The organism is Kitasatospora sp. NPDC056446 (assembly GCF_042796115.1).
Taxonomy (GTDB): Bacteria; Actinomycetota; Actinomycetes; order Streptomycetales; family Streptomycetaceae; genus Kitasatospora.
Window position 1 is genome coordinate 1 of the sequence record NZ_JBHTRF010000128.1, and the last position, 13789, is coordinate 13789.

Sequence of the window (13789 nt, forward strand, 5' to 3'; positions counted from 1 at the left end):
GACTTCCCGCGCGCCCGTTGTCCCAGTCGACGCAGAACTCGTTCGCGGCCTCGGCCACACCGTCGAGGGAAAGGAACTCGGTCAGGACCACCTTGCGCATGCTGAACTCCTCCGGCTGAGCGGGATACCTGCCCACTCCGACCGCCCGGACCGCCGGAACTCATCGGTGCGCGCCCGGTCGGATTCCGACGGCACGCCCCCGGCCGCGGCACGCCCGGTCAGACGGCGGAGAAGTGCAGCTTGAACGGCGAGCCGTCGCGGCGGGGTGTCCAGCCGTCCGAGCGCGCGGCCCGGATGCCCGCGGCGACCTCGCGCGGCAGGACGAGCTCGGCCGGCGTCGGGCCCGGTTCGAAGACGGAGGGCCGGCCGGTCTCCACGACGAGCGTCGTCCCGGGGCGCTCCGCGTCCTCCACCGCGTAGCCCAGGGTGCTGGGGTCGTAGTCGCAGCACCAGTGCCTGCTGCTCAGCCGCCAGCGGTACTCGACGCCGTCGACGACGATGCGGCGTGAACCCTTCTTCGCCAGTGCCACGTTCGGCCCCTTCCGTTCCCGCCCGCCGGTTGCCTGCCGCGCGCCAGTCTCCCCGGTCGGCGCCCGGGTGTCACCGGGATTCGGCCCGGGCCCGGCGTCCAGGGGCGGGAGCGGGAGCGGGAGCGGGGGCGTCCGGCGGGGTCAGCGGGTCGGGCGGATCATCGCGGCCAGCCGGGGCGAGTCCGCGGTGGCCGCCTGGGCGTTGAACTCCCGGTAGCCCCAGGCCTCGTAGCGGCGCCGGACCTTCCCGTCCCCGGCGAGCGGGTTCACCATCAGCGCGACGCGGCCCTCGGTGCGGCCGGTCAGCAGCGCGTCGTGGATGCGGCGGGCGGCTCCGGTCCCGCGCCACGGGGTGCGGACGCCGATCTCCCGCAGGGCCAGGACCGGGGCGTCGGTGAATCCGTCCGGGAGGGGCTCGGTCATGCGCTTCCAGTACGGGTCGCCGGCCGTGACGGTGTTGCCGTAGGCGTAGCCGATGGGCAGGTCGCCGTCGTAGCCGAGGACGAGTGCGAAGCCGGGTTCGGCGGCGTGCCGGTCGAGGCGTTCGGCGAACACGTCGGCGCGGTAGTTCGGCAGGTGCAGGAGCGGGGCGCGCACGTCGGCGTACACGTCCAGCAGGTCGCGGCGGGCTTCGGGGGCCAGGGCGGTGTGGTGGCGCGGTTCGACGGTCACGCGGGGGCTCTCCGGATGTCTGCGGGCGGCGGCGGGACGGGCGGCGGGGGCGTACGGGGGCCCGGGCGTACGGGGGTGCGGGCGTACGGCCTAGGCGAGGCGTGCCACGGCCAGGGACAGCGCGCGGTCGAGCGCCGCGTCCGCGTCGCACGGCACGTCGGGCCGCACGCCGGTGCCCTCCCAGTTGGTGCCCGAGACCGGGTTGACCGCGCGGGCCACGGGCACGCTGAGCTCCAGGTGCGGGTGCACCGTCCAGCCCTCGCGCGGGTGCGCGCCGCCCCGGGTGGCCTCCCCGACGACCTCGGCGCGCCCGAGCTGCTGCAGGTCGTAGGCGAGTTCCTCGGCCGCGGAGAAGGTGTCCCCGCTGGTCAGCACGAAGAGCGGCTTGTCGGCGCCGAAGCGGGCACCCGGGACGAACGGGGGCGTCCAGGACTGCGCGGCCGCCTCCCCCTGCCGCGAGAGCATGGTGTTGAGGTGGGTACGGCCGTCGAGCAGGTAGCCGCAGACGAAGGCGACCGTGTCCGGATCGCCGCCGACGTTGGCGCGCAGGTCCAGGACGAGGGCCCGGGCGGGCGCCACCAGGGAGAGCGCCGCCGCCAGCGGCTGCGCCGCCCAGTCCAGCGGGAACAACAGGGGCGCCATCCCCAGGACCGCGACGCCGCCGTCGAGGAGTTCCACGCGCGGCACACCGCCCAGGGAGGCGTCGAACTGCCTGCGCATCGCGGCCAGTGCCGCCGCGCCCCGCTCGGGCGGCACCGGCACGGCGTGGTACTTGAGGGCCAGGTGCAGGTCCCCGTTGACGGACCGCAGGTCAGCGGTGACCGCGTCGGCCAACTCCTCGGCGGACCGGGCCCGGTAGGAGCCCTCGGCGCTGCGGCGTCGCAGCAGGGCCGCCAACTGCCGGGCGGCGTCGGGGAAGACGTAGTTCTCGCCGACGAGGGCGGCGATCGACTCGACGACGGCGACGGCGTCCGGCGCGTCCGGCGAGATCGGGGCAGCCGGCGAGGTCGGCGCGTCCGGTGAGGCCGGTGAGGTCGGCGCGTCCGGTGAGGTGGTGGAGGTCATGGCAGGGAGTAGACCAGCGGCTTGCCAAAGCGTCAACCGTACTTAACGCTTGATTCGGTGAGCCACCAACCAGACGAAGACGTCCAGCGGATCAGCACGCCCATGCAGCACACCGCACTCGCCCACCCCCTGCGCCAGCGCCTGCTCTGGGCCCTGAGCGCCCGGCCCTCGACGATCAGCCGGCTCGCCGCACAGCTGGGAGCCAACAAGGGCAGCGTCTCCCACCACCTCAGGGTGCTGTGCGAGGCGGGCCTGGTCCAGGACGCCGGAACGCGACGGGTGCGCGGCGGCACCGAGAAGTACTACCGGCGCACCGCCCAACGCCTCCGCGTCGACGAACCGCAGGCCGAGGGCACGGCCGCGCTGCTCGGCGCCGTAGCACAGGAACTGGACCGCTCACCCGCCGACCACCTCCTCACCCTGCGCCACCTGCGGCTCGGCCCGGCCAAGGCGGCGCGGCTCGCCGAGGCGCTGGCCGCACTGGTCGACGGGACGGAGGAGGACCCGGAGGGCGAGCCGGTGCACGGCCTCCTGGTGACGCTCTACCAGCAGCAGCCCGCGCCGGGGCGGCCCGGGGCGGTCCGGGGCAGCGCCGAAAGTCGGGTGACCCCGCCGGAGGCACCGGCGACACTGGCGCCATGACCGGTTCCGCACCGCCCGCACCGCCCCGACCGCCTCAGCCGCCCCGACCGCCGCAGCTGCTCCGGCCGCGTGCCCTGAGGCCCGGCGACCTCGTCGTCATCGCCTCGCTGTCCGGTCCGCTGGCGGAGGCCCACGAGCCCAACGTCGAGCGGACGGTGGCCCTGTTCCGGCGGCTGGGCTTCCGGGTGCGCCGGGCCCCGCTCCTCCGAGCGGGACGCGGCCACTGGTGGAGCGCGGGCACGCCGGCGGAGATCGCCGGGGAGCTCAACGGCCTGCTGCGCGACCCCGAGGTGCGCGCGATCGTCGCGAGCGACGGCGGCCAGAGCGTGCTCGGCTACCTCGACCTGATCGACGTCGAGGCGGTCAGGGCCGACCCCAAGCCGATCCTCGGCTACAGCGACATCTCGCTGCTGCACCTGGCGCTCCACGCGCGCACCGGCCTGGTCGGGTTCCACGCCGACATGGCCGTCCCCGGCTTCGGCGAGGCCTGGCAGTCCGCGCCCGCCGCGCGCCAGGCAGAACTCGCCGCGCTCTACACGAAGTTGCTGACCGGCACCGAGGCGATCGGCGCACTCCCGGCGAGCCCGTCATGGGAGTGCTGGCGCCCCGGCCGGGCCGAGGGCCCGCTGATCGGCGGGGTGATCAACCGCATCGTGCTCGCGCAGGCGACGCCCTTCGCCCTGGCGCCCGAACGCTTCGACGGCGCGGTGCTGTTCTGGGAGGAGATGGGCGGCCTCGCCTCGTACGTGTGGAGCTACCTCCAGGTGATGCGGCACAGCGGCATCCTCGACCGGATCGCCGGCATGGTCGTGGGCGTCCCGCGCGAGATCGGCGGACTGGAGCCCGGCGCGTCCCCGACCCTGCGCGAGATCGTCCTCGACGTCCTCGGCGACCGTGACATCCCCGTCCTGGGCAACGTCGGGTTCGGGCACGCCGGCCCGAACCTGCCCCTGCCGGTCGGCATCCGCGCCGGCCTCGACGCGGGCCGGCGGACCCTGTCCCTGCTCGAACCGGCGATGGTCCCGCCCCCGCCGACCCCACCGGCCGGGTGAGGGTACGGAGTTGTGAGCGTCCGAGGAGGTCCGACCGGTGCCGAGGAGAAGGAGGAGAAGCCTGCGGCCCCCAGGTGCCGGACGGCAGACGGCGGGTACGCTGCCATCACATCTCGGTGCGTTCGGGGAGTGGGCGGCATGACCGATTTTCCAGCGGAGTTGACCACCGGTGAGCGAATTCGGATGCTCCGGGAGCGGCAGGGCAAATCGCGCGCGGTAGTGGCCGGGCTGGTGGGTCGTAGTGTCGAGTGGTTGAAGAAGATCGAGACCGGTGAGCGCGAGCTGCGGAACGTGACGCTGCTGAACAAGCTCGCCCAGGTGCTCCACGTCGACAACCTCTCCGTGCTGACCGGGGCGGACGTCAGCTTTCCCGTCACCGACACCGGGAAGCTCAGCCACCCGGCCGTACCGCTCATCCGGGACGCCATGCACACCGCCGCGTTCCAACCGGCCCCGGCAACAGTGGCCACCCCGGAGGAACTCAGGGGGCGGGTCGAGCAGGCCTGGCTCCTCTGGCACACGGACCGGCACCAGCGGACGGCGGTGGGGGCGATCCTCCCTGATCTGATCCGCACCGCTCACGCCACGGTTCGGGTCGTCACGGGAGTGCAACGCCGCCAGGCGCAGGCAGCCATGGGCGATCTGTACCGACTGGTTCAGCGGATGCTCGCCCACATCTGCGAGCCGGAACTGTACTGGATTGCCCTTGACCGGGCGAGGGCGGCCGGCGAGGACGCCGACCAGCCCCTGAGCCTGGCCCTGGGGGCTTGGACGGTCAGCATCGGGCAGAGGGCCGCCGGATTCACCGAGGAGGCCGTCCGTACGGCAGAGCTGGGCTTGGACGTGATCCGCCCGCTGCTGGAGGACGGAAAGCCGGAGGTGGTGGCAGCGTACGGGCAGCTCCACCTCCAAATCGCTTGCAGCTACGGCCTTGACGGGCAGTCGGGGCCGGCCGGTCGACACCTCGACGAGGCGGGGAGGGCGGCGAACAGGCTGCCTGCCGGCTATTGGCACCCGCAGTCGGCGTTCGCCGAGAGCAACGTCCACGTCCACGCGGTCTCCATCGCCGTGGGCCTGGCCAAGCCGGGCGAAGCCCTCATGAAGGCCGACACGATCGACCCGCAGACGATCGGCAGCCTGGAACGGCGGTCCCGCCTGCTGCTGGACGTCGCGTACAGCCACCATCTGAAGAAGGAGACTGCCGCAGCGGTGCACTACTTGGGCGAGGCCGCGAGGTTGACCCCCGAGGGCGTCCGCTTCGTTCCCGGCGCCCGAGCCCTTGCGGTCCAGCTGGAGAAGACCGCCAAGGGGCCACTCAAGGCGTCCGCGGTGGCCCTCTCGGAGTCACTGGGTGTAGCGGCATAGCTCGATAGGGTTACGGGTACACGCTGTACCCCTCCGTGTTCTCGAGTGCCCGTACCTTCCCGGGGATGTGACGGGCATTCGACTGTCACCCGGCAGGCGACGACCTGTCTGGCCCGACCAGCACGGAGGTATCGAGATGGGCAAGCGCGGAGGCGGCACCGGCTCGGGTGACGGCGGCAAGCAGCAGGACGACAGCAACAAGGGCTCCGGCCATGGTGGTGGCGGCTCGGACGAGGGCGGCAACACCTCGGACGGCCAGAACCCGGCGGGCGGTAAGTAGTCGGTGACCGGCGAGACGCACGACGAGGCGGGCCCCCAGGGGCTCGCCTCCGCACTGGTGGCCGGCGGCGCACTCTCGTCGGAGTGGCTCCCGGCGTTCACGGCCGTGCGCCGCGAGTTGTTCGTCCCCGACCGCATCTGGCCCGGCATCGCGGACGGCACCAGGCAGAACCCCCTCGTGGACCGTGCGACGGACCCCGGGGCGTGGGAGCGGGCGGTCTACTCGGACATCCCGCTGACCACCCAGTGGGACGACGGCGAGCACCAGGGGAACGGGCTCGGCACGACCCCGACCTCCTCCGGTTCCATGCCGACCATGGTGGCTTCCATGCTCCGGGATTTGGACGTCCGCCCGGGGGACAGGGTGCTGGAGATCGGGACCGGCACGGGCTGGAACGCCGGACTCCTCTCGCACCGCGTCGGGGGCTCCAACGTGGTCACGGTGGAGTACGACCCCGCGGTGGCGCAGGGTGCCCGGGAGAACCTCCAGCGGGCCGGGCTCGCGCCGACCGTGGTCGAGGGCGACGGCCGGCAGGGGTGGGCCGAGGGCGCACGCTATTCCCGGATCATCGCCACCTGCTCGGTGCTGGAGATCCCTCCGGCGTGGCTGGAGCAGTCGGCCCCCGGAGCGGTCATCGTCGCGCCGTTCGGGACCGAGTACGGCGGGGAGCAGATCGTCCGGCTCACCGTGAACGGGGACGGGACCCGGGCGGTCGGCACCTTCACCGGCGGCTCGGCGTTCATGCGCATCCGTCAGCAGCGCACCGAGCGGCCGCCGTTCGACGACTACCTGCACGGGGTGGAGTGGCCGGCCGGTGCCGAGAGGAGCGTCACCGCCCTGTCCCCGTGGGACACCGGGAACTGGTTCCGGCAGTTCGTCATCGGGCTCGGCGTGCCGGGGGCGTTCTGGCGGGCCGAGCGCTACGAGGACGGCGCGTACACGCTGTGGCTCTACAGCCGGGACAGGCAGTCGTGGGCGTCCGCCGACTACGTGCGGGACCGCACCGAGTACGAGGTGTACCAGTCCGGCCCGCGCCGGCTCTGGGACGAAGTGGAGGCCGCCTACTGCTGGTGGGACGACCGGGGCCGCCCCGGCCACGAGCGGTTCGGACTGACCGTCACCCCCGAGGGCCGGACGGCCTGGCTCGACTCCCCGGAGCTCCCGGTCCCTCGGCAGGGCTGACGGGGCGACGACCGCCGGCGGGGCCGGGGGAGTCCGCCGCCGCCCTCACGGCTCCCCGTGGCCGACCCTGGTTCCGCTCGGGGTGGCCGACAACGTCATCGGGTGGGCAGACGGCGGGAGTTCGCGCGCGGGAAGGGGGGCCAGCCGACGTCCCGCGCGCTGCGAGCAGGGGCCGGGGCGTGGCCGGCGGCCCGGCCTCCGGGGCAGGTGCGGTCTGCGGCGTACCGCGTCCGTGTACAGCGCGGTCGTCAGGTCGCCCGGCTCACCCACCTGCTGGCTGGTTCACCTGGGCGCGACCGGTCGTCAGGCGGCAGGCCCCGTCCAGCGCCGGCGGCAGCGAGCCGGGACCATGCCTGCGCGGAGTCCGGCGAGCCGGTTCACGCTTCGGGGCCTTTCTGAAGTCGGTCGGCGACAGCGAGGGCGATCGATTCGGTGATCGAGTCGGGTTGCCATGCCCACTGTCCGTTGGGGTTGCATTCAAGGAAGTACCAGTCACCAGCAGCCGTGACGGCGAAATCGAACGCGCCGAAGGCGAGTCGGCAGGTGGTGAGATAGGCCGATACCGAGCGCGAGACCCGGGCGGGGACGTCGATCGGACTGCACTGCATCAGGGACTGGCGCTGCCGCCAGTCGAGATCGGGACTGTCGATCCGGACCGCGAACAGCCGGTTTCCCACCGCCGTGACCCGTACGTCGAATGCCTTCTCCACCTTGACTTGGAACAGGTGGGGGCAGGCGGCCACCGCAGCGGTGATCTCGTGCGCGCGCACCTCCCGCACCCACACCTGCTGCGCCTGGCCGTCAACCTTGTACGGGGTGTTCCACAACGGCTTGTAGACCACTGGGCCGCCCTGATGGGAGACGAACTCCCGTGCCGTGTCAGGGTCGTTGGTGATCACGGTGCTGGGGATCGAGAAGCCGCTGCGCTGTGCGGTGGCGAGCTGGGCCGGCTTGTACTCCGCCGCCCGGTTGTTCCACGGGTGGTTCACGTAGTGGGCTCCGGGGAGCGACGCCAGGATGCCGCCGACGCCCCACAGGGATTGTGATCCGGCGAACCGGCGGTCCTGTTCGTCCAGTTCGCTCGGCCCTTGGAAGGGCGAGGGGCGGCGTGTCCAGACGGAGCGGACTCCGGTGAGGTCGAGTTCCCGGCTCGGCGTGCGCAAGGTGCCACGCTGATCGCCTGTGCGATACGTGGTGGTCAACGCGGCACCCGCATGCAGGTCGACGCCGGGGTCGAGACGGACTGCCGGGACACGGCGTTCCGCGAGGATCCGCAGGACCACGTCGGCGGTCACGTCATGGTGGTTGGTCAGTACCAGCACCGGCCCGCCGGGTTCTGCCGTCACCAGCTGCTGGGGTCCTGATCCGTGTCCGAGTTGTTATCGGAATCCGAGTTGTCGTCGGAGTCGTAGCTGTCCGGGCCGCTGGTGCTCGTACTGTTCTGCGTGCTGCTGTTGACGTTGGTGCTCGTGGAGTTCGAGGGGCTGCTGACAGCCAGGTGGTCGCCGAGCTCGACCATGCGGCCGGCTCCGTCGATGATCACGGCGATCTGAGTCTCGGGGTCGATCACCGGGGTAGGCAGGGAAACCAGGTCGGTCTCGGCGTACGGCGCCATGCGGGTGGTGCCCCAGGGCGCGCCGTGGTCTCGCGTTTCCATCGTCCGACTCCCATTCTTCCGACTGCTCGTACGGATGGCACTCCCTCTGCCTGGGCGGAGGCCGTGGGCGGGTCGCGGCGGCGTGTCGGTGCTCGATGCCGCGTAGTCGACTACCACAATTGTGGTACCACACCTGGGGTAGTGTAAACAAGGCGCTTGCGAACAAGGAGAATTGACTGTGAATCAGGATCGTCGGAGCCTGCTGGGCGACGCGGCTGTCGAGGTGCTGGCCGAGGCCGGCGGGCGCGGCCTGACCCACAGGGCCGTCGACGCGGCCGCCGGCGTGCCACTGGGGACCGCGAAGAACTACTACCCGACCCGGGATGCCCTGCTGCACGCGGTGGCCGATCGATGCGTGAAGCAGTACCACGCGACAATGGCGCAGGTGGCGGCCTCCGAAGCGGGGCCCACCGACCGCGAGGGCCTGGTAGCCATGTTCAGCGGGCTGCTCGCGAACCTTGCCGGGCCGGGCCGGCCCCGGATGCTCGCGTATCTGGAACTGCGGACCGAGGCCGCCCGCAAGCCCCCGCTGTCAGCGACCCTCGACCAGATCGCCACCGCCGACTTCACGGGCTTCGAACTGGCCCAGCGGGCTGCGGGGCTTCCCGTCACCCCGCAGCGGGCCGCCAGCGTCACGCTCGCCCTGCACGGCGCCATCCTCCACCTGCTGTCGAATGGCCCCCGCACGCTGGCAGCCGCCGGCCTGGACAGCCCCGATCGGTTTGTCCGCAGTCTGCTGGACGCGGTGTACCCAGAGGTCCCGACCGATCGGCAGGCGGTGTACGGCCGAAGCCCGCGGAACGATCTGCCCCCCGCCGATCCGGCGGACGGATAGCGCTCAGTCGGCCGGACGGGCACACGGCGACTCTGCGCCCGACGGCCCCTGGCACCGGCGGGCTGGTCTCCGTTCCGGTCGGTGCCGGGGATGTCGACGTCGTTGATCCGGCACGGCTCGCACGACGGCGGCCGAACCCGTCGGCTGCCTCGATGCCTGAAAGTAGCAGCAGGAGACCCCACTGCCCGTCTGCGGGCAGTGGGGGTCTCGGGCAGGGCGTACGGTGCGTCAGACGTCGCCGAACTCGCCGGATCGGACGGCGATGACGAAGCTCGACCAGGCGTCGGCCGGGAAGGCCAGGGTGGGGCCCTCGGGGTCCTTTGAGTCGCGGACCGGTACCTGGGCGGGGGACCCGAGTGCCACCTCGACGCATTGTCCCTGCTGGGCGCTGTATGAGCTCTTGCGCCACGTGGCGCTGCGCAGGTCATCCATGATCAAAACCCTTCCGTACTTCTCGAATGAACTCGATGCTCAATGCCCGGGCCATCGCCTCGACCTGGAGGTGGTCGTACGTACCTGCCCGCGCGGCCGGTGTTCCCCGATCGTGTTCGAGGAAGCCCCGCTTCTGATTCTCCTCGGGGCGGTCGGCAACGTCATCGGGTGCGCAAACGGCCTGAGTCCGCGCGCGGGAAGTCGGTTCTGCCGACTTCCCGCGCGGTGCGGTCCGGGTCCGCCTCGGAGCGCTTTCACGGGCCTGTACATGAGACCCCACTGCCCGTCTGCGGGCAGTGGGGGCCTCGGGCAGGGCGTACGGTGCGTCAGACGTCGCCGAACTCGCCGGAGCGGGCGGCGGTGACGAACGAGCCCCAGGCCTCGGCCGGGAAGGCCAGGGTGGGGCCTTCGGGGTTCTTCGAGTCGCGGACCGGGACGAGGCCGGGGACGCCGGGGGCTACCTCGATGCAGTCGCCGCCGTTCGTACCGCTGTAGCTGGACTTGAACCAGTCGAGGGTCATGGTTGCCTCCGGAGCTCGCGGATCATCGCCACCGAGTCCGCCTGTGAAAGGGCGTGCGTCTGTGGCCGGCAGTAGGCCGTCGGCTCGGCCGCCGTCTTGTTGATATCCCACTCCGGGCGCCCTTGGTAGGTGTCGCGGTAGGCCTCGGCGCGGTCCGGCGCCGTACTGGGCCTCCAGTCGTGCGAGGAGGTCTTCGGGGTCGCGGACGACTGCTTTGAGTTCGGCCTCGATCGCGATGTCGGTTCCTCCGGTCAGGGGCGTCGCGCGAGTCGGTGCGGGCCGGGGTAGTAGGAGAGGGCGGTGTGCGACGGTCCGTCCGCGATCTCGCCGTTGGTCAGCCGGCGGACTACTTCGGCTTCCGGTATCCATTCCACGCGGGTCGCCTCGGATACGTCCTCGGGTTCGCCGATCCGGGTGCAGCCGGTGATGAACCGGTGCCGGTAGAGGAGGAGGAAGTCGCCGGCCTCGTCGGTGACGACGGCGGTGGTCGAGGCGCGGGGGTAGCGGACGACGTGGTGGTCGATCCGGCCGGTGCCGGGGATGTCGACGTCGTCGAGCCAGACCTCGACCCACGGGCTCCCGTACACCTGCCGACGCCCGAACACCTTCCATTCCACGGGCAGCCTCCCTTGCAGGGTCATGCCCTGCTCGGGGTGGTCGGCAACGTCAGCGGGTGCGCAAAACGGCCTGAGCACCTTGCGCGGGAAGTCGGCGGGACCGACTTCCCGCGCACTGTTGAACGGTCGGTAGTCCCAGGTCTTGTGGAGGTGCTGGACCTTCCCGTCCCCGGCGGGCGGGTTCTTGTCACAGCAGGTGTCGGCCGTCGTGGGTCCTGACGCTCGGTGCGGTCTCGTCCCGAAGCGCGTCCAGGACACGTACGGCATAGACCTCGGCCATGCGTTCGGAGACCTCGGCGGGGGTGAGCCAGGCGACTTCGACCGACTCGTCCGAGAGCCGCACCGCCCCGCCCTCCGGCCGGCAGCGGAAGACGAGGGCGACGATCCCTCGGCTCATGTTCTTGTAGACGCCGGTCAGCCGCTCCACGCGGGCCTTGACCCCGGTCTCCTCGTAGACCTCGCGGCGCACGCCGTCCTCGACGGACTCCGCGACCTCCAGCACGCCGCCCGGCGGCTCCCAAGTCCCGTTGTCGGCTCGGCGGATCGCCAGCGCCCGGCCGTCCTCGTGCACCACCACTCCCGCCACGGACACCGAGTGGAGCGGCGTTGGCTGGGACTTCCCGGCGCTGTCACTCATGTGCAGGAGGATAGGAGCCCTGAAGGACTACGGCGGACAGTGAGGTGGCCTCGTCGGCCACAGCGAAGTACCTACAGATCGCGGCCGACCTTGGCTCGCAGATCGAGCCGGGCGCTCCGGCTCCCGGCTCGGTCGTGCCGAGCGAGGCTGAGCTCATGCAGCGGTACGGGGTCGCATCCGGCACAGCCCGCACGACGATGGCCGGACTCATCCGGCGCCTTGGTGCCCGAAGCCGGTGGCAGGAGACCCCACTGCCCGCTTGTGGGCGGTGGGGTCTCAGGCGGCAGGGCGTACGGTGCGTCAGACGTCGCCGAACTCGCCGGAGCGGACGGCGGTGACGAAGCTCGACCAGGTGTCGACGGGGAAGGCCAGGGTGGGGCCCTCGGGGTTTTTCGAGTCGCGGACCGGGACGAGGCCGGGGATGCTGGCGGATACCTCGATGCACTGTCCGCCGTTGCTGCTGTAGCTGGACTTGAACCAGTCGAGGGTCATAGTTGCCTCCGTAGCTCGCGGATCATCGCCACCGAGTCCGCCTGTGAAAGGGCATGCGTCTGCAGCTGATAGTAGTCCGCCAGCTCAGCTGCTACCGCGTTGATATCCCGCTCCAGGCGCCCTTGGTGTGCGCTCTCGGCGTAGGAGATCAGCGACCGGTCCGGCAACGTCAGGATGGACACCGGAAGATCAAAAGCCCTGTCCTCGCCGAGCGCGAAGGGGGCGATCTGAAGCCGCACAGTGGGCTCGCGGGTGAACTCGATGAGGTGGTCGAGCTGGGCCGCCATCACGGCATTCCCGCCCACGGGCCGACGGATGCAGCTCTCGTCCATCACGACGTGAACCAGCGGTGGCGGCTCCCGGCGCATGGTGATCTGACGGTTTATGAGGACCTGCACCCGTTCATCTGCCTGGTCCTGCGTGATGCTCCTCCGACGCACGGCACCGGCTGCAATGGCGTTTGCGTACTCCTCCGTTTGTAGCAAGCCCGGCACGATGCCAAGTTCAAAGAGCCGCAGTTCAACAGCCCTACGCTCTTGGACGACGAACTGGGCGAACCCTTCCAACAGTGCGCTGTACTTGACGTCGCTGGCCTTGTGCTTGAACGTGCCTGCCTGCGATGTGTCAAATGCCCTGTCAAGAGCAGCAGAAATCGGTTGAGTTGGTTTCCTGCGGCCATTTTCAAGGGCCGAGATGTGCGACGACGTGCATCCAACCAGCCCTGCAAGGTGTTCCTGCGTCCACCCCCGTTCCTCGCGCGACGTGCGGAGGAGCGCCCCAAACTCCGCTGCAGGGGAGGCCTGGGGATCAAGTTCACGTTTGTTCAAGGCGGTTCGCCCTACCAATCAAACAGCGTGGACAAGTTGAATCGCTCTGAATCCTAGAGGACAGTGGGCGCTCTGGGTAGTCGTAGCACTACGGACCGGAGTGAAGGTGCTACGTGCAAGCCCTCGGAAGGTGCACCGCCGAAGCTGAAGGACCTGGTCAAGCGCCACCGCACCTCCACACCCCGGACCCTTGAGGCCGGAATGCGGTCATCCGCGCGCATGGCGTGATTGCGCGCTTCTCTCCTGCTCCTCCACTTGTCCTCTGAGGTGCCTTGCCATGCTCAAAACCCACCGCCCCCGTGCGTTCGCCGCCTGGCTCGACTCGCGGACCGAATTCACGCCCCTGGCGCGGCAGTTGCTGCGCGCCTACCTCGCCGGCCTGCCCTTTGGGGAGCGGTACCGCGACACCGCCGAACTGCTGCTCGGTGAGTTGTTCGCCAACGCTGTCCAGCACGGTGATGCTCCCGATGATCGGCGGATCGAGGTGCGTTTCTCGCTCGTGCGTGACCGGTTGCGGATCGAGGTGCACGATGCCGGGTCGGGGCGGCCCTCGGTGCGGTCCTCCTCGCCGGACGACGAGTGCGGGCGCGGGATGTTCCTGGTCGACGCGCTCGCGGAGCGCTGGGGCTGCTGTCCCCGTTCCGGCGGGATCGGCAAGTTCGTCTGGGCCCTCGTCGCCCCCTCCTACTTCACCGCCGGCTGAGAGATCGATTCCCCATGCAGCAGCCTTCCTTGCTCGCGCTCGCCCGGCATGCCCTGGCCCGGGGTCACACCCCTGCCACTGCCTACGCCCTGCTTGCGCGTCGCAGTCGCCGCCCGTTGCCGTCCGCCCGGGCGGTGTGTCTGGCCTTGGGCGTCCCGCTTGCCGATGCGGCCCGTCGTCTGGCGGACTGCCATGACGCGTTGCTGGCCGATCCCCGCCCGAACTCCGAGACGGACACCGGTGAACTCCTCGAAGCGCTCGGTGTGTTCGACGTGCCCAA

The 13789-nt window shown here is 71.0% G+C and carries 19 protein-coding genes; 8 read left to right on the forward strand and 11 right to left on the reverse strand.

Features of this window, described 5'->3' with window-relative positions; all coding sequences use genetic code 11:
• Positions 1 to 218 precede the first annotated feature (218 nt).
• The 3 genes from ACFQ6N_RS38970 to ACFQ6N_RS38980 form a co-directional block, all read right to left on the reverse strand.
• On the reverse strand, positions 219 to 530 hold the full coding sequence (locus ACFQ6N_RS38970; RefSeq protein ID WP_380658883.1) for a hypothetical protein: 312 nt from the start codon (positions 528 to 530) through the stop codon (positions 219 to 221).
• A gap of 141 nt (positions 531 to 671) precedes the next feature.
• Entirely contained in the window at positions 672 to 1202 is a 531-nt protein-coding gene (locus ACFQ6N_RS38975) for a GNAT family N-acetyltransferase (RefSeq protein WP_380658884.1), read from the reverse strand.
• 90 nt (positions 1203 to 1292) lie between these two features.
• Entirely contained in the window at positions 1293 to 2267 is a 975-nt protein-coding gene (locus ACFQ6N_RS38980) for a S41 family peptidase (RefSeq protein WP_380658885.1), read from the reverse strand.
• A 57-nt stretch (positions 2268 to 2324) separates the two neighbouring features.
• Between ACFQ6N_RS38980 and ACFQ6N_RS38985 the strand changes: the two genes are divergently transcribed.
• The 5 genes from ACFQ6N_RS38985 (at position 2325) to ACFQ6N_RS39005 (ending at position 6788) form a co-directional block, all read left to right on the forward strand.
• Positions 2325 to 2909 (forward strand): ArsR/SmtB family transcription factor, encoded by a 585-nt coding sequence (locus ACFQ6N_RS38985; RefSeq protein ID WP_380658886.1) that lies wholly within the window; start codon positions 2325 to 2327, stop codon positions 2907 to 2909.
• A complete protein-coding gene (locus ACFQ6N_RS38990; protein ID WP_380658887.1) occupies positions 2906 to 3961 on the forward strand; it encodes an LD-carboxypeptidase in 1056 nt (351 codons plus the stop codon). Before ACFQ6N_RS38985 ends, ACFQ6N_RS38990 begins: the two co-directional genes overlap by 4 nt.
• Positions 3962 to 4099: 138 nt before the next feature.
• Entirely contained in the window at positions 4100 to 5326 is a 1227-nt protein-coding gene (locus ACFQ6N_RS38995; protein ID WP_380658888.1) for a helix-turn-helix domain-containing protein, read from the forward strand.
• Between the two features lie 136 nt (positions 5327 to 5462).
• Positions 5463 to 5606, forward strand: coding sequence for a hypothetical protein (locus tag ACFQ6N_RS39000; RefSeq protein ID WP_363605038.1), 144 nt, complete (start codon positions 5463 to 5465; stop codon positions 5604 to 5606).
• Between the two features lie 3 nt (positions 5607 to 5609).
• Positions 5610 to 6788 (forward strand): methyltransferase domain-containing protein, encoded by a 1179-nt coding sequence (locus ACFQ6N_RS39005; protein ID WP_380658889.1) that lies wholly within the window; start codon positions 5610 to 5612, stop codon positions 6786 to 6788.
• Between the two features lie 377 nt (positions 6789 to 7165).
• Here the strand turns inward: ACFQ6N_RS39005 and tgmB are convergent, their stop codons facing one another.
• The gene (gene tgmB, locus ACFQ6N_RS39010; protein ID WP_380658890.1) at positions 7166 to 8134 is read right to left on the reverse strand and encodes an ATP-grasp ribosomal peptide maturase; all 969 of its coding nucleotides are present in this window, start codon (positions 8132 to 8134) and stop codon (positions 7166 to 7168) included.
• Positions 8131 to 8445: a putative ATP-grasp-modified RiPP gene (gene tgmA, locus ACFQ6N_RS39015; RefSeq protein WP_380658891.1), complete on the reverse strand. Its 315-nt coding sequence runs from the start codon at positions 8443 to 8445 to the stop codon at positions 8131 to 8133. The genes tgmB and tgmA overlap by 4 nt, the downstream gene beginning before the upstream one ends.
• A gap of 178 nt (positions 8446 to 8623) precedes the next feature.
• Between tgmA and ACFQ6N_RS39020 the strand changes: the two genes are divergently transcribed.
• Positions 8624 to 9280, forward strand: a complete 657-nt coding sequence (locus tag ACFQ6N_RS39020) for a TetR/AcrR family transcriptional regulator (protein WP_380658893.1) — start codon at positions 8624 to 8626, stop codon at positions 9278 to 9280.
• Positions 9281 to 9508: 228 nt separating this feature from the next.
• Here the strand turns inward: ACFQ6N_RS39020 and ACFQ6N_RS39025 are convergent, their stop codons facing one another.
• From ACFQ6N_RS39025 to ACFQ6N_RS39050, 6 genes are all read right to left on the reverse strand, one after another.
• Positions 9509 to 9712 (reverse strand): DUF397 domain-containing protein, encoded by a 204-nt coding sequence (locus tag ACFQ6N_RS39025; protein ID WP_380658894.1) that lies wholly within the window; start codon positions 9710 to 9712, stop codon positions 9509 to 9511.
• 326 nt (positions 9713 to 10038) lie between these two features.
• Positions 10039 to 10233 (reverse strand): DUF397 domain-containing protein, encoded by a 195-nt coding sequence (locus ACFQ6N_RS39030; RefSeq protein WP_380658895.1) that lies wholly within the window; start codon positions 10231 to 10233, stop codon positions 10039 to 10041.
• Positions 10234 to 10484: 251 nt separating this feature from the next.
• Positions 10485 to 10850: a hypothetical protein gene (locus ACFQ6N_RS39035; protein WP_380658896.1), complete on the reverse strand. Its 366-nt coding sequence runs from the start codon at positions 10848 to 10850 to the stop codon at positions 10485 to 10487.
• 187 nt (positions 10851 to 11037) lie between these two features.
• On the reverse strand, positions 11038 to 11499 hold the full coding sequence (locus tag ACFQ6N_RS39040) for an NUDIX hydrolase (RefSeq protein ID WP_380658901.1): 462 nt from the start codon (positions 11497 to 11499) through the stop codon (positions 11038 to 11040).
• A 288-nt stretch (positions 11500 to 11787) separates the two neighbouring features.
• Positions 11788 to 11979, reverse strand: a complete 192-nt coding sequence (locus ACFQ6N_RS39045; RefSeq protein WP_380658897.1) for a DUF397 domain-containing protein — start codon at positions 11977 to 11979, stop codon at positions 11788 to 11790.
• The gene (locus ACFQ6N_RS39050) at positions 11976 to 12806 is read right to left on the reverse strand and encodes a Scr1 family TA system antitoxin-like transcriptional regulator (RefSeq protein ID WP_380658898.1); all 831 of its coding nucleotides are present in this window, start codon (positions 12804 to 12806) and stop codon (positions 11976 to 11978) included. The genes ACFQ6N_RS39045 and ACFQ6N_RS39050 overlap by 4 nt, the downstream gene beginning before the upstream one ends.
• A 277-nt stretch (positions 12807 to 13083) precedes the next feature.
• Between ACFQ6N_RS39050 and ACFQ6N_RS39055 the strand changes: the two genes are divergently transcribed.
• Together ACFQ6N_RS39055 and ACFQ6N_RS39060 are read left to right on the forward strand one after the other, a co-directional pair.
• Complete coding sequence (locus ACFQ6N_RS39055) at positions 13084 to 13509, forward strand: ATP-binding protein (protein ID WP_380658899.1); 426 nt, start codon at positions 13084 to 13086, stop codon at positions 13507 to 13509.
• A gap of 14 nt (positions 13510 to 13523) precedes the next feature.
• Positions 13524 to 13789: hypothetical protein (locus tag ACFQ6N_RS39060; protein WP_380658900.1), on the forward strand; the 266-nt coding region annotated here is incomplete at its 3' end.